Origin of the sequence: Devosia epidermidihirudinis (assembly GCF_000971295.1) — a bacterium.
Taxonomy (GTDB): domain Bacteria; phylum Pseudomonadota; class Alphaproteobacteria; order Rhizobiales; family Devosiaceae; genus Devosia; species Devosia epidermidihirudinis.
Window position 1 is genome coordinate 307168 of sequence record NZ_LANJ01000004.1, and the last position, 18593, is coordinate 325760.

General features: G+C 61.7%; 21 protein-coding genes and 1 tRNA gene. 11 read left to right on the forward strand and 11 right to left on the reverse strand.

The genetic code is table 11. The features are described 5' to 3' along the window. The first annotated feature begins 12 nt into the window (after positions 1-12). On the forward strand, positions 13-714 hold the full coding sequence (locus WH87_RS18740) for a DedA family protein (protein WP_052726541.1): 702 nt from the start codon (positions 13-15) through the stop codon (positions 712-714). A 69-nt stretch (positions 715-783) separates the two neighbouring features. Beyond that, positions 784-1080, forward strand: coding sequence for a GNAT family N-acetyltransferase (locus WH87_RS02745; RefSeq protein ID WP_046139925.1), 297 nt, complete (start codon positions 784-786; stop codon positions 1078-1080). On the opposite strand, the gene WH87_RS02750 is transcribed toward WH87_RS02745, so the two are convergent. After that, positions 1081-1683 carry an alpha/beta hydrolase gene (locus tag WH87_RS02750; RefSeq protein ID WP_046139924.1) on the reverse strand — a complete coding sequence of 201 codons (603 nt, stop codon included), beginning with the start codon at positions 1681-1683 and terminating at the stop codon, positions 1081-1083. A 145-nt stretch (positions 1684-1828) separates the two neighbouring features. On the opposite strand from WH87_RS02750, the gene WH87_RS02755 reads away from it, so the two are divergent. Then, positions 1829-3223, forward strand: a complete 1395-nt coding sequence (locus WH87_RS02755; protein ID WP_046139923.1) for an L-serine ammonia-lyase — start codon at positions 1829-1831, stop codon at positions 3221-3223. Here WH87_RS02755 and WH87_RS02760 read toward each other — a convergent pair. The 4 genes from WH87_RS02760 to WH87_RS02770 all read right to left on the reverse strand — a co-directional run bounded on the left by WH87_RS02760 (position 3220) and on the right by WH87_RS02770 (position 6359). Then, positions 3220-3966, reverse strand: coding sequence for a fumarylacetoacetate hydrolase family protein (locus tag WH87_RS02760; RefSeq protein WP_046139922.1), 747 nt, complete (start codon positions 3964-3966; stop codon positions 3220-3222). The two genes, WH87_RS02755 and WH87_RS02760, sit on opposite strands and share 4 nt — an antisense overlap. A 64-nt stretch (positions 3967-4030) precedes the next feature. After that, complete coding sequence (locus WH87_RS02765; protein ID WP_156167943.1) at positions 4031-4708, reverse strand: GntR family transcriptional regulator; 678 nt, start codon at positions 4706-4708, stop codon at positions 4031-4033. 134 nt (positions 4709-4842) lie between these two features. Further along, complete coding sequence (locus WH87_RS19495; protein ID WP_156167946.1) at positions 4843-5160, reverse strand: hypothetical protein; 318 nt, start codon at positions 5158-5160, stop codon at positions 4843-4845. Continuing rightward, positions 5157-6359: a YeeE/YedE family protein gene (locus WH87_RS02770; RefSeq protein ID WP_046139921.1), complete on the reverse strand. Its 1203-nt coding sequence runs from the start codon at positions 6357-6359 to the stop codon at positions 5157-5159. Before WH87_RS02770 ends, WH87_RS19495 begins: the two co-directional genes overlap by 4 nt. Positions 6360-6556: 197 nt before the next feature. Here WH87_RS02770 and WH87_RS02775 point away from each other — a divergent pair, with 197 nt between their 5' ends. From WH87_RS02775 to WH87_RS02785, 3 genes are read left to right on the forward strand one after another with little or no spacing between them, the layout of a single operon-like run. Continuing rightward, positions 6557-6958 carry a thioredoxin family protein gene (locus tag WH87_RS02775; protein WP_082092456.1) on the forward strand — a complete coding sequence of 134 codons (402 nt, stop codon included), beginning with the start codon at positions 6557-6559 and terminating at the stop codon, positions 6956-6958. Further along, entirely contained in the window at positions 6958-7680 is a 723-nt protein-coding gene (locus tag WH87_RS02780; protein WP_046139920.1) for a cytochrome c biogenesis CcdA family protein, read from the forward strand. The genes WH87_RS02775 and WH87_RS02780 overlap by 1 nt, the downstream gene beginning before the upstream one ends. Positions 7681-7717: 37 nt before the next feature. Next, a complete protein-coding gene (locus WH87_RS02785) occupies positions 7718-8620 on the forward strand; it encodes a sulfurtransferase (protein WP_046139919.1) in 903 nt (300 codons plus the stop codon). Positions 8621-8669: 49 nt separating this feature from the next. On the opposite strand, the gene WH87_RS02790 is transcribed toward WH87_RS02785, so the two are convergent. Further along, on the reverse strand, positions 8670-9254 hold the full coding sequence (locus tag WH87_RS02790; protein ID WP_046139918.1) for a DUF6969 family protein: 585 nt from the start codon (positions 9252-9254) through the stop codon (positions 8670-8672). A 151-nt stretch (positions 9255-9405) separates the two neighbouring features. Beyond that, positions 9406-9482 (reverse strand) — tRNA-Met (locus WH87_RS02795). Positions 9483-9723: 241 nt separating this feature from the next. On the opposite strand from WH87_RS02795, the gene WH87_RS02800 reads away from it, so the two are divergent. The 5 genes from WH87_RS02800 to bfr all read left to right on the forward strand — a co-directional run bounded on the left by WH87_RS02800 (position 9724) and on the right by bfr (position 12928). Further along, the gene (locus WH87_RS02800) at positions 9724-10761 is read left to right on the forward strand and encodes an aldo/keto reductase (RefSeq protein WP_046139917.1); all 1038 of its coding nucleotides are present in this window, start codon (positions 9724-9726) and stop codon (positions 10759-10761) included. Between the two features lie 83 nt (positions 10762-10844). Further along, positions 10845-11534 (forward strand): DUF599 domain-containing protein, encoded by a 690-nt coding sequence (locus WH87_RS02805; protein WP_052726539.1) that lies wholly within the window; start codon positions 10845-10847, stop codon positions 11532-11534. Continuing rightward, the gene (locus WH87_RS02810) at positions 11534-12043 is read left to right on the forward strand and encodes a lysozyme inhibitor LprI family protein (RefSeq protein WP_052726538.1); all 510 of its coding nucleotides are present in this window, start codon (positions 11534-11536) and stop codon (positions 12041-12043) included. Before WH87_RS02805 ends, WH87_RS02810 begins: the two co-directional genes overlap by 1 nt. A gap of 122 nt (positions 12044-12165) precedes the next feature. After that, positions 12166-12477 (forward strand): (2Fe-2S)-binding protein, encoded by a 312-nt coding sequence (locus WH87_RS19250; protein ID WP_082092459.1) that lies wholly within the window; start codon positions 12166-12168, stop codon positions 12475-12477. Further along, the gene (gene bfr / locus WH87_RS02820) at positions 12443-12928 is read left to right on the forward strand and encodes a bacterioferritin (RefSeq protein ID WP_046140137.1); all 486 of its coding nucleotides are present in this window, start codon (positions 12443-12445) and stop codon (positions 12926-12928) included. The genes WH87_RS19250 and bfr overlap by 35 nt, the downstream gene beginning before the upstream one ends. Positions 12929-12986: 58 nt before the next feature. Here the strand turns inward: bfr and WH87_RS02825 are convergent, their stop codons facing one another. The 4 genes from WH87_RS02825 to WH87_RS02840 all read right to left on the reverse strand — a co-directional run bounded on the left by WH87_RS02825 (position 12987) and on the right by WH87_RS02840 (position 18453). Next, a complete protein-coding gene (locus WH87_RS02825) occupies positions 12987-13610 on the reverse strand; it encodes a nucleotidyltransferase family protein (RefSeq protein ID WP_046139915.1) in 624 nt (207 codons plus the stop codon). A gap of 32 nt (positions 13611-13642) precedes the next feature. After that, positions 13643-14653, reverse strand: a complete 1011-nt coding sequence (locus tag WH87_RS02830; RefSeq protein ID WP_245622289.1) for an alpha/beta hydrolase — start codon at positions 14651-14653, stop codon at positions 13643-13645. A gap of 220 nt (positions 14654-14873) precedes the next feature. Next, positions 14874-16091, reverse strand: a complete 1218-nt coding sequence (locus tag WH87_RS02835) for a lytic murein transglycosylase (protein WP_046139914.1) — start codon at positions 16089-16091, stop codon at positions 14874-14876. A gap of 202 nt (positions 16092-16293) precedes the next feature. Next, positions 16294-18453, reverse strand: a complete 2160-nt coding sequence (locus WH87_RS02840; protein ID WP_046139913.1) for a mechanosensitive ion channel domain-containing protein — start codon at positions 18451-18453, stop codon at positions 16294-16296. Positions 18454-18593 lie beyond the last annotated feature (140 nt).

Sequence of the window (18593 nt, forward strand, 5' to 3'; positions counted from 1 at the left end):
GACCGCCCCAGAATGTTCGATATCTTCCATACGATCTCCCTCTACCTCGAGAGTTTTCTCGACACGATTTCCGGTAATTTCTGGCTGACATTCTGGTTCATCTTCGCCGTGGCGATTGGCGAAGCAGTCTTCATCCTCGGCCTGTTCGTGCCCTCGACGCCCGTTCTGCTGATGGCTGGCGGCATTATCGCCGAGGGGCGCCTGCCCTTCTGGGAAGTGTATTTCGCCGCCGTGATCGGCGCCATTATCGGCGACGCGCTGTCCTATACGATCGGCCATTTCCTCAAGGATTCCATCAAGGAAGTCTGGCCGTTCCGCAACCACCGCGACCTGATCGCGCGGGGCGAAGACTTTTTCGCCCGCCATGGCGGCAAGGCCGTGTTCATCGGCCGGTTCATTCCGGGCGTCAAAGCTGTGATCCCCGGCGTCGCCGGCATTATGGGCATGAGATACAGCCACTTCACCATCATCAACGTGACCTCGGCTTTCGTCTGGGCCGCCGCCCATATCCTGCCCGGCATGCTGTTGACGGCGTGGCTCAAGTCCATCGGCCTGTCGCTGGAACTGGTCATCGTCTTTGGCACGCTGATCCTGGCGGGCCTGTTCCTGCTGCTGCACTATTACAAGCGCATTCTGCTGTTTTTCGCGCCATGGATGGGTGGCCTTGGTCGCTCCATTCAGGCCCGCTGGGCCAAGAGCGAAGCCGAACACTAAGCGCGAGCGGGACTTGTCGGCCCCGCCCCCTGTTCCCACATCAGTTCAAGCAAACCCGGGATAGATGACATGACCGAGACCGAACTGACCGTGCTGCGCGAAGATGGGGCCACCCGTGGCCGCTATGTCATCCACCTGGCGCCCGGCGCTGAGGCCGAGATGACCTTTGCCAAGGCCGCTGACGGCACCATCACCATCGACCACACGGGCGTTCCGCCCGAATTTGAAGGGCGCGGCATCGCCTCCAAGCTGGTCAACAAGGCTATTGCCGACGCCCGTGAGCAGGGCTTCAAGATTACACCAGTCTGCTCCTATGTGGTCGCCCAGTTCCGCCGCCATCCCGAATGGGCTGACCTCCGCGCCTGATCAGACGCCCGACAGAAACAACTGCGTTGCGGCAAGCTCTTCATGCCGCAGCTCATGGCCGCCCTCGTGCCAGACGAGCGTCGTCGCCGCACCCTGCCCCGCAAAGTAATCATTCAAGGCCTGCGTCGTCGCGACCGACGCCATCGGATCGCGTTTGCCTGCTGTGATCAACACCTGCCTGCCCGAAAAATCCACCTCGGGTGGCGTGAACGGAATGAGGGGATGCATCAGCACCGTGGCGTCGAACAGTTCAGGCGCCGCAAACTGCACCGCCGCCAGAATATTGGCGCCATTGGAATAGCCCAGCCCGATCACCTTGCGCGGCGCACACTCAGCCTTCTGCGCCGTGACAAAAGCGATCATCTGCGCCACCCGCAGGCGCAGATCATCCATGTCGTAGACGCCCTCGCCGGTCCGCCGGAAATAGCGCAGCGCGCCGCCTTCACTCACATCGCCGCGTGGCGCAACAATGCGGGCGCCCGGCAGCAATTGACCGGCCAGTTCAAAGAACTGGTTCTCGTCTCCGCCCGTGCCGTGGAACACGAAAAACAGGGGCGATGTCTCATCCGCCCCCGCGCCCGCACGAAAATGATAATCGACCATTGCTGTCTCCTGTCACTGCCGAGAGATATCGACCTGCATGGCACCCGCCGCAACTGGCCAGCCGCGCCACGCACTGTTGCCATTTAACAAACAATGTCACGCAGCCGTCGGTTGCTGCGCCCGGCCATCCGTGCACAATGGCCCCATGTTCCTCTCGATTTTCGACGTGTTCAAAATCGGCATCGGGCCATCGAGCTCCCACACCATGGGCCCGATGACCGCTGCGCGACGGTTTCTCGACGAACTCAAAACCAATACCTGGCCCCGCGCCGCCCGCGCCCGCCCGGCGGCCCTTTCGGCAAGCCTGCATGGTTCGCTCGCCTTTACTGGCGTGGGCCATGGCAGCGGCCGCGCGGTGATCCTCGGCCTCTGCGGCCAGGACCCCAAGACAGTCGACCCCGACGCGATGGATGCCATGGTGGCGGCAGTCGAAGCGAGCGGCACGGTGCAGCCGGAGGGCCACCCCACTTACCGTTTCCGTCCCGCCGTCGATCTGGTCTTTGACAAGCGCACCACCCTGCCCGGGCACCCCAATGGCCTGCAGTTTGCGGCTTTTGACACGGACGGACAATTGCTGCTGCGCCGGGTCTATTATTCCATCGGTGGCGGTTTCGTTGTCAGCGCCGAGGAACTTGACGCGCTCAAGCAAGCCTCGCCCGCACAGGCCGACGTGCCTTACCCCTTTTCCGATGCCCGCTCCATGCTGGCCATGGCCGCAGCCTCCGGCCTGTCCATCGCCGCGATGAAACGCGCCAATGAGGAAGCCACCCGCAGCCGGGTGACGCTGGATCGCGGCATCGACGAAATCTGGGGCGTGATGGATGGCTGCATTGCGCGTGGCATTGCCCAGGATGGGATCATGCCGGGCGGGCTCAACGTCAAACGCCGTGCCCGCGGCATTTTCCTCCAGCTCGACGCCCAGTGGCAGCGCAACGAGATCACCCCGCTCATGGCCAATGATTGGCTGAGCCTTTACGCCATGGCGGTCAACGAAGAGAACGCCGGCGGCGGCCGCGTCGTCACCGCGCCCACCAACGGCGCTGCCGGGGTTATCCCCGCCGTGATGAAATACTTCCTCAAGTTCAACGCCGCCGCAGGACCACAAGCCGTGCGCGACTATCTGCTGACAGCAGCCGCCATCGGCGGTATCATCAAGCACAACGCCTCGATCTCCGGCGCAGAAGTGGGCTGCCAGGGCGAGGTGGGCTCAGCCTCGGCCATGGCCGCCGCTGGACTCTGCGCCATCATGGGCGGCACCCCGACCCAGGTCGAAAACGCCGCCGAGATCGCACTCGAGCATCATCTCGGCATGACCTGCGACCCCGTTGGCGGCCTCGTGCAGATCCCCTGCATCGAGCGCAATGCCTTTGGTGCAGTCAAGGCTGTTACCGCCGCCTCATTGGCGCTCAAGGGCGACGGCACCCATGCCGTGCCGCTCGACGCCTGTATCGAAACCATGCGCCAGACCGGCATGGACATGTCCGAGCGCTATAAGGAGACCAGCCTTGCCGGTCTCGCCGTAAACGTCGTGGCCTGCTAGGCCAGCATCAGCCGGACTTCGCCCAGGCCCTCGATGCTTGCGACGACCAGGTCACCCGCATCGCCGACAGGCTGGTTGATCCGCGCGCCGGTAATGACAACCTCGCCCGCCTTGAGCCCGCCCTGTCGCAACGCACCCTCATTGGCCAGCCACACCAGTGCGTCGATCACGGCTTCTGTTGAGGTCCCGGTGTCGACCTCATAATGCGCCGCGCCAATATCGGCACGGACCTTGAGAGTGCCGAGATCAAGCCCCTCCCAGTCCGCCACCACGGCGCCAGTCACCACTGCCGCATTGACCTGGAGATCACCCATCTGCACCGCACGCGGCACCTCGACCCCGGGTGCAAAGCGGATGCCCACCATTTCAATCGCCGTAAGCGCGCCTTCAATGGCGGCCAAAACCTCATCGCGGTCATAAGGATTGCTGCGCGGCGGTAGTGCGGACTTGAAGCGGAACCCCACTTCAACCTCGACCACGGTCAGCCGATTGTCGGCAATGGAAAGACGATCGCCCGACACCAGATAACCGCCTTCCAGCAGGGGCGAACACAGCGGCACAGCCTCACTGCCCGCCGCGATCTTCCATCCTCCTACCGGTCCAAGCGCTGCGATCAGCGCATCCTGAAGCGCATAAATCTCGCTGCGATCTTCGGGGACCAGTTCAGCTGGAAATCCGGTCAGCGCCACGCCGGTCTCTCGGACTTCGGCAAGCAGGGCTGCGGCTTGAACAGCTTTGGACATCGGCAGAGGCTCCAGCAAATCACTGCGCCTCTTCTACACGCCCACCGCAAACCGCGCGATACGACTAACCGGGATAGTGCGCCTTGAAACGGTGCTGCGAGCTTTCAATATGCTGGCGCATCGCCGCCTCCGCCGCATCAGGGTCGCGTGCCTTAATCGCGGCGATCAACTGGCCATGTTCGTCGAGCGCCGACCGCGCAACCCCACTCGGCAGCAGGCGATAAAGATGCACATGCGTATAGAGCCGCGACAGTGCCTCCACCGCCAGCGCATTGCCTGCGCTTGCCGCAATCTGGTCATGAAACGCCATGTCGAGCCGCGCAAACTGCGCATAGGACTGCGGGCCCTCGCTCTGAGTCAGGCTGTCCATTTCCGCGCATAGCGCCTCGAGCTGATCGATCACGGCATCCGGCATGGACTGCGCACATTTGCGCGCCGCGAAGGGCTCGAGCAGCAAGCGCAGTTCATAAAGATCGGCAAACTGGCGCGCATTGAGCTGCGGCGCGGCGCTATAGCCGATGAGATGGGTTTTGACGACCAGCCCCTCGCTTTCCAACCGCCCCAGCGCTTCACGGATCGGGGTCTGCGACACGCCGAGCTGGCGCGAAATCGCGTCCACCGAAATGCGCGCCCCCGGCTCGATCTCCAGCGACATGATGCGTTCAAAAATGGCGCTATAGACTTCGTCGCCCAATCGGGCAGGACGGCGCAGCAAGCCCGCGACGGCACTCGGAACGGCCATCAGCAGCGCTCCCCCATGTCCAGTGTCACGCGCAAAGCCATCTTGCCCAAGCCCTCTATCCGAGCCGCTTTAGCTCCCCGATCATCCTGCAACTGTCAAGCCACCAGCGGACATGTGATCGCGAGATCATCGCCTCAATAGCCGGCGGCCGAGCAGGGAGAATACGCCAAAGGGTCCTCCTTGGGTGGAGCCGCCGAGCACGGAGAGTATGCCAGTGGGTCTTCCTTGGGCGGCGGCGCGGCCGAACAGGGAGAATAAGCCAGGGGATCATCAGCGGGCGCCGCAACCGAGCAGGGCGAATAGGCAAGCGGGTCGTCCGCCGGGGGCGCTGCCGCCGGGGCGGCCTTGGGCACCGGAACTGGAGCGGGTGTTGCCGCCATGTGATCGGCCGCAATAGCCGCTGACCCGGCGACCAGAGCTGCGCCAAAAAGGAAAGTGCTGCGCGCGCTCATTTGCTCGCTCCCCGACCGAAAAACAGAGGACGAAGCCTGATCCCGAGAACGCTGCCGGCAAAGGCACAGATCATCCACACCCAGCCGTGCACGCTGCCCGATGCGATGCCAGAGAACAGTGCGCCGATATTGCAGCCAAACGACAGGCGCGCCCCGTACCCCATCATCAAACCACCCAGCACGGCCGCTATCAGCGAGCCCAGCCGCAGATCGACCTTGGGGGCAAACTTGCCCGCAAGTCCGGCAGCCAGCGCAGCGCCCAGGATAATCCCGAAATCCATCACCGAGGTGGTATCGGCGAGCACGGAGTTTTGCAGGGCCCTCGCCTGTCCTGGCCATGTCCAGAACTCCCAGTCGGCGACCGACACGCCGAATGCCGAAGCAATCTTGGCGCCCCAGAGGCCGAACCCGGCCGTGATCGACCAGGGATGCCCCGCAATGATGAGCGTCAGAACGTTCAATACGGCCAGGGCCAACGCGGCGAACAATAGCGGCCATGGCCCCGTCAGCAACTTGCCCTTTTGCGGCAGTGGCGCGCCAATGGGTTCAACATTGCCGTGCGCGCGTCGCTCGATCAGGAGCGTGATCGCGGCAATAGCGGCGAGACCTGCCAGCGTCAGACCCAGCCCCAAGGGAACACCTAGGCTTGCGCCAAGGCTGATCGGCTCAAGGGCGGGCAGGCTCAGCCAATAGGGCAGATGCGCGGTGCCACCCAAGGCGCCGATGATGAAAAACGCCAGCGTCACCAGCATGCGGACGCTGCCGCCACCCACCGTGAACAGAGTGCCCGAGCCGCAGCCACCGCCCAGCTGCATGCCCAGACCGAACAGGCTTGCCCCCACTACCACTGACACCCCGACAGGCGCCAAGGCCCCAACCAAAGGCTGGCCGAAAGCCTCGCCCTGAGCCAGCAGTGGAAAGAACACCAGCGCGGCCAGCGCAACCATGGCCAGCTGCGCGCGAATAGCAACGCCACGCTTGTCCTCGACAAAGCGCCGCCAACCGCCCGTGAACCCAAAGGAGGCATGGAACAGAGCCGCGCCCATCAGCCCGCCGATGAGGAACAGCGAGGCCATCCGCAAGCTGATGATATCGGTGAGGACAAGCGCGCCCAGGAACAGCGCACCACCGGCCAGCCAGACGACGCCCTGATCGGGCAGGCGTTGGGTGACGGTGGCGGAAGGGGAAGAAATAGTCATGAAACAGGCAATTCGCAGAACAGGGGGGTGACGGCCGCACCATAACGGAAGCTGCCTCCGCTTACGTTCCAAATTATCTCTATCGGTTGGATAGACTTTTCTCAAGCGATTGGAAATTCAGCATAAAATCAACTCGATCACGACGCCGTGTTTTGCCAGCCTAAGGCCATTGCCGGTTTTTGGTTCGAGTTTACAGTATGAATAGGCGTCATTTCCTCAGTGCTTCCGCCGGTTTGGCGTTGTGCACTGCCCTCCCCGCTCTGGCCCAGGACAGGCCCGAGGCCGACGCCGTCGCCTACGAATCGCTGGACCAGCTCAAGGCCATCGCGGCCAAGGGTCCAGCCATCGTCTACTTCCACGCGGACTGGTGCCCAACCTGCCGCGCGACCATGGTGTCGCTGCGCGGTCGCTGGCCCGAAATCCAGCCGGGGATCACCCTCGTCATTGCCGACTACGATGCTGAAACCGAGCTCAAGGCCCGCTTTGGCGTGACCTATCAGAACACCTATGTGCAGGTGGACCGCAACGCCGACAAGCTGGTGGTTTGGAACGGCGGCGGGATCGAAGCGCTCAATACACGCCCGCAGTTCGACTACTGATGGACGCCTCTATTCTGATCGCTTTTCTGGCCGGGGTCGTCACGGTCCTGTCGCCCTGCGTGCTGCCTTTGCTGCCGGTGATTCTGGCATCGTCGGCGCAGGCAGGCCGCTTGCGGCCATGGGGCGTCATGCTCGGCTTTGTGGTCTGCTTTGCCCTGGTAACGCTGACACTGGCAAGCCTGGTCAACGCCCTCGGTCTCAACCCTGACGTCGTGCGAACCGCCAGCGGCATCTTGCTGATCCTGTGCGGCATCTTCCTTGCTGTCCCCATCCTGGCCCGCTGGCTTGAGCGCAACACCGGGGGCATCGCGCTGGTATCGGCCCGTCTACCGCAGGGCGAAGGTTTTGGTGGCGGTCTGGCGATTGGTGCGGGCCTCGGTCTTGCCTGGACGCCCTGCGTGGGTCCGGTCATGGCCTCGGTGCTCACCCTGGCGATGAACCAGGAGGTGACACTCAACGCCACGCTGGTCACCCTCGCCTTTGCGTTGGGCACCGCCCTGCCCATGGTTGCCGTCATTTTCGGCGGCCGTGCCGTGGTGCAGCGCCTCCGCTTCTTTCAGGCCAATGGCGACCTCATCAAGAAAATCTTCGGCGCGCTGCTCGTTCTGGTCGGTGTGCTGATCCTCACCGGCGGCGACCGCGCCATCCAGATCTGGCTGTTCGACCTGTTCCCCCATTGGGAAGAGACACTGACAGGCTGGGAATATGGCCTCGTTCCCTGACAAACCGCCACCCCATCCATCCAAAAGGAGAAGCTCCATGAAACTCAAAACACTGGCCGTGCTGGCCGCCTTCGCTTCCGGACTGACGCTGTCCACCGCCGCCTACGCGCTGCCTGCCGTGCTGCAGCAGTCGGAAGGCCTCGGCGCCTATATCAGCCTGGATCAGACCAAGTCGCTGGGCGACAATGTCGTGCTGCTCGACTTCCGCACCGCTGAACGCTATGCGGCCGGCCACATCCCCGGCGCGATCAACATTCCACGTGAGTTCATCGAAACCCCGGACGTCGACGGCGTCATCGGTGAAACCAAGAGCTACGAAGAACTCGAGCCCATCCTGGCCTCCTACGGCCTGAGCTATGACCAGACCATCGTCGTCTATGGCGAGTTTGAAGACGACGCCCTGCGTCCCGACTCCGGCCGCTTTGCCGGCAAGATCTATGTCTCGCTCGATCAGGCAGGCTTCCCCAATGTGCATATCCTGGATGGCGGCATCAACGCCTGGGATGGCGAGCTGAGCACCGAAGCCACGGTCCTGCCAGCCAGCGATCTCAAGCTGACCGCAACCAAGCCTTATATCGTGCAGAAGGACTACGTGCTGGCCGCTCTGGGCCGCGAAAACACCTTCGTTCTCGATGCTCGCGGCACCGCAGGTTACGAGCGTGGCCATATCCCTGGCTCGCTCAACGTGCCGATTGGCCTGTTCTCCAATGCCAATGAACTGCATGCCGAAGTCGATGGCCTGCTGGCCAAGCTCAAGGAACTGGGCGTCGGCCCCGAGGCCGAAATCATCACCACCTGCGGCTGGGGTTGGGCAGCGTCCGACCTGCTGGCGATCCTGCGCGACCTGGGCTATTCGAACCTCAAGCTCTATGACGGCGCATGGACCGATTGGGTTCAGGACCCCAACCTGCCAAAGGCAGGCACCGACTTCCCCGCCTAAGCAGACAGTCAATGGCCCGCCTTGGTGGGCCATTTCTTTTGGCGAACCGCTAGGCCTCAATCCGCAGGGACGACAGCACTTCGAGCGAGCGATCCCCGCGGATAGCAGCAGGGTCCGCCGCATCAGCCCTGTCCGCCAAAACCACGTCGCGGTCACGAATAAGCTGCTCGATTTCAGGCTGGTAGCGCGTCAGCACCGCCGTCAACCAGCGATTGACCAGATAGGATGGCCGCGCCAGCTGCATGTCAAAGCGTGGCAACAGGGCGATCGTGGCAGACGCATCCAGCCAGTCATCGCCCACCACCCAATGATTGACCGTGAACAGCCTATGCAGCTTCCCGTAGGCGTCAACGCCCACGGCGATCAGGTGATGCACCGGCCCCTTGGCGCCATCAGGCCGCACAAAGCAATGAAAGTGGCCGTGTTCGACGTCGTCCGCTGCCGGAACATGGGAGTGATAGTACCACTGCCCGCCGCTTTCCGGGTCGAACACGTCTCCGGGCGGGTAATGTGACCAGGCCGTCACTTCGCTGGCCTCGCGCAGGGTGTCGCGCAGCACGTTCTCGCCAGACTTGGCCAGGATGCGCTCACAAAACGCCATCTCCAACGCCGCCCGTTCTCTCGCCTCGTCCATTTGTTCACCCACCGCATTCAACGCACAGCCTCATTGGCACACATGAGTCGCGAATGGCAAAGCGGCAAGCTGGGCTCTTGAAGAGAACTGCGGGATCAATGCCCTGAAAAGGGAAAGGCCCACTGAACTCATTGAGTTCAGTGGGCCTTTTTGGTTGCGGGAGCAGGATTTGAACCTGCGACCTTCAGGTTATGAGCCTGACGAGCTACCGGGCTGCTCCATCCCGCGACAAAGCTTGAGATAACTGGGCCTTAGAGGCGGTTATCAGTGCGGCCGGCGCCGCGTTGTGAGGGGTATATAGGGGGTGCCGCCGGATACCTCAACCCCTAAACTTCGTTGCGTGAAGGTTTTTTGACAGCTTCTGCCGTCAAACCGTTTTCGCGCCCGCAAACCCTTCCAAACGCTACCAATTTATCGACCGCTTTTGTAGACTGACCTCATCCCTAGCCTGTTCTTCGAGACATCCCCTATGAAATTGAAGCCGCTTGGCCGCAGCGACCTGCGCGTCACCGAAATTTGCCTGGGCACCATGACATGGGGCAGCCAGAACACTGAGGCCGAAGGCCACGCCCAGATCGACCTGGCGCTCGATGCCGGCGTCAATTTCATGGACACGGCCGAGCTTTACGCCGTACCCGGCAGCACACAAACCTCAGGCCGGACCGAGGAAATCATCGGCAACTGGTTTCAGGCAAACGGCAAGCGTGACAGCTGGATTCTGGCCTCCAAGATCGTCGGCGGAGGCTCCAAATTTATCCGCGACGGCCATCGTGCCGACGGCGCATCGGTTCGAGTCGCGCTTGAGCAGAGCCTGAGGCGCCTCAAGACCGACTATCTCGATCTCTATCAGATCCACTGGGCCAGCCGCGGCAGCTACAATTTCGACGGCTCGTGGACTTATGCTCCGCACAAGCAGGACACGGCCGACACGCTGGCCAATCTTGAAGACATGCTCGAGACGCTGGGCGAGCTGGTCAAGGAAGGCAAGATTCGCCATGTCGGCGTCTCCAACGAAACCACCTGGGGCATTGCCCAATGGCTGCGCCTTGCCGAAGCCAAGGGCCTGCCACGCCTGGTGTCCGTACAGAACGAATATAGCCTGCTGCGCCGCCATTTCGATCTCGACTTGGCCGAGCTAAGCCACCACGAGGATGTGGGCCTGCTGGCCTATTCGCCTTTGGCGGGTGGCCTGATCACCGGCAAGTATTTCGACGGCGCCGTGCCCAAGGGGAGCCGTGCCGACTACCAGAAGGGCTTCTGGCGCCTCAATGAGTATTCAGAGGCGGCAGGTAAAGCCTATCTGGAGCTTGCGCGCACCCATGGGCTCGACGTTTCGCAAATGGCGATCGCTTTCGCTCTGACCCGCCCATTCATGGCATCGGTCATTGTCGGCGCCACCAGTACGGCACAGCTGACCAACGCGATCGACGCACACAAGCTCGCGCTCGGCCCCGAGGTTCTGGCGGGAATCGAAGCGATTCACCGCCAGTATCCACGCCCGATCTGATGCACATAAAAGGCGACGGGCCGCCGTCGCCTTTTCCCGTCACCGCGCTATAAGTATGGCGTTGCTTTGTGTGGGGCCCTGATTTGTTGCCGTCGATCCTGTCCACCCTGTTTCCCCTGTTGTGCTACCTCGCCTACAATATCGTGGTGCCGCAGGTGGAAAAGGTGCGCCCCTCCCTATCGGTGATCATGAACATGCAGCGCCGCCGCTGGGTGTCCAATGCCACACGCCGGGAATCGCCGTTCGATGCGATCCTGTCGGGCAATATCATGGGCTCGGTGAGCTTTCTGGCATCGACCGCCGTGCTGCTGATCCTGGCCGTCTTTGCCGTGTTCGGACAGCTCCCAGCCCTCCTGGAAGCGCTGAACCCTCCGGGCAGCGACCGGCTGTTTTCGAGCGGTGAGGTGCAGCTGCATCTGGTGATCATGCTGACCATGTTCGTGCTGGCGTTCTTCGCCTTCACCCTGTCGCTGCGCCAGTTCAATCACTTCTGCATCATGCTGGGCGCGATCGAGCATGATCGCGAGACCAGTGAAGAAGAGATTGATGCGATCACCCGCATGAATGCGCTGGGCGCCAAGAACTTCAATAGCGGCATCCGCGCCTACTATTTCTCGGTGGCCACGGTCGCCTGGTTTGCCGCCGATTGGCTGCCGATAGCCACCAGCCTCGCCACAATCATCATCCTGGCGCATCGGGAGTTTTTCTCGTCGGCGCATCGCACAGCCGCATCCGCCGCCATCATCGCCGCACGCCGCCGCAAGGAACTGTAATGCGCCACTATCTTCTGCAGACCGCTATCCTCCTCGCTTGCCTCGCCACGCCTGTTCTGGCGCAGGAGGCGGCGACCTACACGCCAGCCGACGAGATCGCGATTCAGCAATGCATCGAGACCGTGCGCGACATCAACGCCAATGCCAAGCCGGGCGAACAAGAGGATGCCCGGACCTGCATTGGTCAGGTCAGCAATGACTGTCAGGCGGAACCGGGCAATGGCAGCACCATCGGCATCTCCCAGTGCAACGCCCGCGAAACCAGCTGGTGGGATGGCTATCTCAATGACAATTATGCGGCCCTTCAGGAATCGCTGTCAGCGGAAGCCTTTGCCGAACTCAAAAAGGCCCAGCGCGCCTGGATCGCCTTCCGAGACGCAGAGTGCCAGTTCCAATACGCCCGCTGGGGCTACGGCACGATGCGCAGCATCGGCTTCTCCAGCTGCATGCTGAACCAGACCGCAGAACGGGCTCTCAGCCTGGCAGAGCTGCTCACCGATGTTTACTGAGGCAACGGGGCTGTGAGCAAAAGGGCGACGCGTTAACCCGCGTCAATATCTGACATTGACATTCACCTAATCCGGCCGTTTTATGCGCCCAGCAAGCTCCACTCGTCCATCTCGGCAAAACCATGCTCGTCTGCCAGTGCAATATGATCACGTCCAAGGAGATTGAGGACATCGTTCTCGATCTGCTGATTGCTGATCCGTGGCAATTGGTGGTCCCGGCAAAGGTCTATAACGAGCTCGACCGTCGCGCCAAATGCGGTGGTTGTGTGCCGAATGTGGTGGACATTATCGTCCGCGTCACCGAAAAGTACCACTCGCAGCAAGCCCATCCGGCAGCTGATCTGATCCACATTCAGACCGGCCTGGAAAAGCTCAAGAAACAGCAGAGTGGAGTACGTCGTGAAAGGCGAAGCACAAGTCATCGAGCGGCTTAACGAGGCCCTCTTTCTCGAACTCGGCGCAGTCAACCAGTATTGGGTGCACTTTCGTCTTCTGGACGACTGGGGCTATAAAAAGCTGGCGTCCAAAGAACGCGCTGAGTCGATTGAAGAAATGCATCACGCCGATCGTCTGATCGAGCGCATCATTTTCCTCGAAGGCCATCCGAACCTGCAGCGCGTTGCGCCGCTGCGAATCGGCCAGACCATCAAGGAAGTGCTTGAGGCCGATCTGGCCGGTGAGTACGACGCCCGCGCGGCCTACAAGGCCAGCCGCGAGCTGTGCGAACAGCTTGGCGACTATGTCTCCAAAAACCTGTTCGAAGCGCTCCTGACCGACGAGGAAGGTCACATCGACTTCCTCGAGACCCAGCTCGAGCTGCTCTCCAAGATCGGCGAAGAAAAGTACGGCCAGCTCAATTCGGTGTCCGCCGACGAAGCTGAATAATCCAGCCTTCATGAATTCAAACCGCCCGGAACTCAGTTCCGGGCGGTTTGTTTTGGGATTACCGCTGAGGCACATCCGGCCATGGCACTACCGTCAGCTCCGGCCAGATCGCCTTGGCCTGTGCGCATTTCTTGGTGTGCAGCGCACGATTATCGAGCACCGGATTGGGCATAATGCGGAACGAGAAGAGATCGTCGAGCCCGAATGGGGCGACGATTGTCATGCTGTCATCTGCATTGAGTCGCGCCCCGACCGCGTGGCTTGTGGACGCATAGCGTCCCAGCATCTCCGCCGAGGAACTAAGCGGCGTAAACGGGCTGCCGAACTTGTCTTCGAACCACAGATGCACCCGCGCCTGATTGCGCACCTGCACCGGGACCGGGAGATTGGCGAACCGCTGCTCACACGTCTTGATCACACGATCCTCGGCGTCCCAGCCAATATCGGCATCATCGAAGTAAAACACATCGATATCGTTGACGCCGGTTAGCGTTGGGCGATCCGTCAGCGCATTCCAAACCTGATTGTAGATAGCCCCGGCCACCAGTAGATGATCGGGCAGCGCCAGATCGCGCAGCCCAACCAAGACAACCATCAGCACCGCCTGATCACGAATGATCGCCTCAAGCGCCTTGCTCTGGCTATCCGCGCTGGCGCCTGAATATCGGAGGTGGTTGCTCATGCCGGAACGCTAACGTGATTCCGGCACAAGGGTCACTTTTCAACGCGCTGGAACATGGCGTCCATCTGCGAGATGATCTGGTCCATCGGGGCGATAGCATCAGGCAGCATTTCAGGGGCCTCAGGCGCGACTGCCAGATAAGGCACCCCGCTTGGGAAAGCGCCGAACATCTGGAAGAATGCCACCATGTCGTCGAGCACCGGCATGCGCCAGCGCCACAGAGCGCCCATGGCAATCACCGGCTCCATATGGCCAAAGCCTTCGTAGTAACGCGTGGTGACCCAGACGCCGCTCGCCTTGAGCTTCTGCGCGAACCGCTCGGTGTTCTGCATGCGCACGATCGGATCGGTCGTGCCCGTGGCCAGATACATCGGCGGAATACCCGAGGTCACGAGATTGATGGGCTGTGTGCCTTCGGGGTTTGGGGCGCTGCCAAAGGCATCGCGCACTTCGCCATATTCGAACGGGTAGAAGTCGTAGGGACCGGACAGCGCGGCCACACCCAGGATCGGCATGGTGACGCCATAGTCTCGCAGGAAGGATGGGTCGAGCGCCAGCATGGTCGCGTTATAGGCGCCTGCCGAGTGCCCGGCGAGGAACAGCCGATTGGTGTCACCACCATATTGGGCGATATTGTCCTGCACCCAGCGCAGCGCACTGGCACTGTCTTCGAGGAACGCTGGATACTGAACCTCCGGCACCAGCCGATAATCGGCGATCACCGTGATGAAGCCGCGCGCGGCCAGCGCCCGGCCGACAAACTGATAGTCGCTGCGCTCGCCGCGGTTCCAGCCGCCACCATAGATGAAGAACACCACGGGTGCCGACGCGCCGCGCTGTTCCGGGGCGTAGATATCCAGCCGGTGGCGGGGTCCATCGGCATAGGGAATGCCGTCGCCAACCTTGGCGGTACCAGCGTCCATCGCCGCGGGCAGGTTGAACGGATCCATCACCGAGATGGCAAAGGCCGGCACGGGCACAATGGCCGCCAGCATCAGCACCAAAGCGGCAAGACGACGAAACGGCAAGGGCATGGTCAGCATGAGCACAACGTTCGAAAATGGGAGGCCGAGCCCTGCGGGACAAAGCCGATGATTTTATGACCACGGCACCGGCAGGCGGCACAAGAGGCCGTTGCGCAGAAACGTGATCGGATGAGTGGAAATGGGCGAGGGCAGGTGCCTCAATGTCCGAGACCGCCCTGCCCTCTACTTAAGCCCACACAGGGTGAGCTTTCTTGGTTAACAGAAGGTTAACGACAATCTAACGTTTCAGTGCGTCAAGCAGGCGCCCCGAGACATGGCCATCGGCGACCAGCCCCGCCCGCGCCTGGAACGACATGACGGCCGCACGCGTCTTGGGACCGATCACCCCGTCAGGTGTACCAACATCATACCCTGCCCGCGCCAATAGCGACTGCACCTGCGCGCGCTGGTCCTTGTTGAGCGCATAGTCCCCCGCTGGCCACGGCGTCGCGAACGCACCACCACCCAGGATACGATCTGCCAGATGGCCGACCGCCAGCGCATAGCTGTCGGAATTGTTGTAGCGCTTGATCACATCAAAGTTTGGCAACAGCAGGAAGACCGGACCATTGGCCCCTGCCGGCATATAGAGCCGCGCCGTGTCACCGCCGCGCGGAAACGCCCGGCCCGAAACGCGCTGAATGCCCATCTGTTGCCATTGGCCCAGCGTCGCTTTTTCCACCTGACGAGCGCGCGCAAAATCAAAGCCCCTGGGCAGTTTGACCTCATAGCCCCAGGTCTCGCCAGGCCGCCAGCCAAAGCTCTTGAGGTAGTTGGCCGTCGAACCCAAGGCATCGGGCACCGAGTTCCAGATGTCCTTCTTGCCGTCGCCATTATAGTCGACGGCATAGCGCATGAAGCTCGATGGCATGAATTGGGTATGCCCCATGGCCCCAGCCCACGAACCAACCATATTGCGCGGCGTCACATGCCCATCCGAAATGATCCGCAGCGCCGTCAGCAGCTCGCCCCGGAAGAAGTCAGTGCGATAGCCGCCCTCGGTCAGCGTCGCCAGCGCATGGATGGTGTTCTCGCCACCCATAAAGCTCCCGTAATTGGTCTCCATGCCCCAGATAGCCAGCACGATCTCGGGCTGTACGCCATAGCGCTGCTGCGCGCCGGTCAGTGTCTGGTTCCATTCCTTGCGCATGCCGGCGCCTTTGGCGGCCTGTGCATTGGTCACCCGCCGATCGATATATTGCTGCACCGTCTGGGAGAACTCAGGTTGCTTGCGTGTCAGCTCCATCACCTTGGGCAGATAGCTGTAACCGGCAAAGGCCGCCTCGAATGCGGCACGGCTGACACCGCGCTCCTGCGCCGCGGGCCAAAGGCTACGCACGAAGTCCGCACTGTTTGCCAAAGGCGCTGCAACGCTTCCAAGCGTCAGCGCGGCCGCAACGGCAATCGCGCCAAAACGGGGAAATAATGAAAATCGCTTGGTCTGAAAAAAGGTCATGTCGGGCCTCGTGATACGCAGCAACCATTGGGGTCACGGACAAGGGAGAGGGCCGCACCCTCTCCGGGTGCACCAGCCTAACGGCGGCGCGTATCACTATTTTAACCCATCCAATTAAGATGGGCTTAAGGCTAAGCCGATCCCGCCCGGGCGACGATCACGATTTCGCCAACCCGGGAATTTGCCAAGCACTCGGCCCCGATCAATCCTCGGTTTCGGTACTTGGCGGCGCCAATGGGGTCCGCCCATCGACCGTGCGATAGGTGATGGTTTGCGTCGCCGCCTGAATGCCCCGCTCGGCGAGGAGGCGCTTGACCGTCTCGCTATAGAGCCGTCCCGGCCCCCATTGCTTGCCCGCAAGCGTTTTGATGCGCGAACGGAACTTCATCTGGCCCGGCGTCATCGACACCAATGCGGGCGGATCAAGATCATCGAGAATGACCGCCTTGTGCTCGGTGGCCACCACGACCTCAAAGGCATCGCGCATTACCTGTTTGACCGCATCGATGTCGCTGTCATAGGCAACGTCGAATTCAGCCACATAGAACGAGAAGCCCCGCACCATATTGCTGACCTGATCGACCGAGGAAAACGGGATCAGATGCACCGTGCCGCTCATGTCGCGGATGGTCACAGAGCGGATGGTGAGCTTTTCTACCACGCCCGCCTTGCCGGCCGCTTCCACCACGTCGCCTTCGTTCATGATGTTTTCGAACTGGATGAAGATGCCGGTGATGATGTCCTGCACCAGCTTCTGCGCGCCAAAACCGATGGCCAGACCGATCACACCGGCACCAGCCAGCAATGGGGCAATGTTCACGCCGATCTGTGCTAGAGCCAGCATGCTGCCGAACACGACCAAAGCCACGGTGAAGGCATTGCGGAACAGGCTCAACAGCGTTTTCTCGCGCGCCGTCGGCATCTTGCCGTAATTGGTATTGAGCCGGTACTCGACCCAACTCGCCACCACGACATGCAGCACGATACAGGCGACAATAATCAGCGCCGCAGAAATCACGGCGCCCGCCACCTCCTGCCCGCCGTCGCTGCTGATCCAACCCACGAAGTCGAACAGTGACCAGGCCTGCGCAATGGCAACGACCACCCCGGCGATCACCACCCAGCGCACGATCTGCATCACCGTCGGCACGAAGGCATGCAGCCGGCTCTCAAGCAGCGGCAGGCGCTGCTTGATGTCATCGGGCAGCCGCAGCCCGACCTGCACAAAGCGCGAGATGAAGCTGACGATCACCACGCCAACGATAATGGCAATGATCGACTGGACCGTCGCGCCCAGCATGAAGGGCAGTGCCTCGTCTGGATTGGTGAACCACACCACCAGCAGCGTCACGAGGTAGAGAATGGCAAAGACGTGCCAATAGCGCCCGAGCAGGATCAGCAACTGGCCATAGCCATCATTGCCACGCCGCTCGGCGATCCCTGTCAACCAGGTGCGCACATCATCCTTGTTCTGCAGCACGATGATAATGCCGATGGTCACCGCCGTCCCCATCACCAGCACCTGTACGGCCGATGCGGCACCGACCGAGAGATTGGCGGCCAGCAGTGGCGACACGAAGAGGAAGGTGTAGCCAATCAGCGAGATCACCCGCGCCAGCCAGAATGACCAATAGGCCGCATTACCGTCAGAGACCGGGATCAGACGCAGCGCCTCGTGTCGCGGCGACAGAATCACCCGCGCGACCATCTTGACCATTTCAACGATCAGGAAGGCGTTGAGCAGCAGGGATTGGTTAATGCCCATCTGTCCCCGCGTGTCGCCAACGAGAACAAGCGCAACGGCGTAACCAATGGCCCACGCCAGCAGCACTGAACCCAGATCAACCGCCGCTGCACCCAGCGCGCCCAGAATGCGCGCTAGCCAGCCTCGACCGACCACACGCCGCCCGATCTGTCCCTGCAGCCAGACAGCGACGAGCCGCAGCACCCAGAAACTGGCAAACAAGCCCACGGCCACCATGGCCACCCGCACGGCAACATCCCAGAATGCTGAAAGATCCGCGTCGAAGGTCCCCGTCAGCCCCTGATGCAGCTCGGTGAACACCCTTCCAATGGCGCGGAACGTGCTGGACGTCCCTTCCGCAGCCGCCTTGGTATACTCAGCCAATTGCCGCACGATGCTGAGATCTGCCGGTGCATCGGCGGGCAGGCTCGCCTCACTAGGCACGCTCTCGCTCTGTTTGAGACGGTCGATCAGCGCCGCGCGGCTATCGTCGTTCTCCAGGATGCGCACCAGATCATCGATACTTGAATCAGGGGCCGGGGCCGCAGCTGGTGTTTGCGCGAAGGCCGGCATGGAGACGGCGAGGATGATGGAGAGCACGGCAAGGAATAAACGCATGAGGCTTCTTGGTCTTGAGTTGCGGCATGAGCATGTCTGAATGCTCATTGAGGTCAACCCCGCACTGCAATCTCGGTTCCGCTTCCCCTCACTCCTTGCCCTGGAACGCAAAAACCCCCGGTCCTTTCGGACTGGGGGTT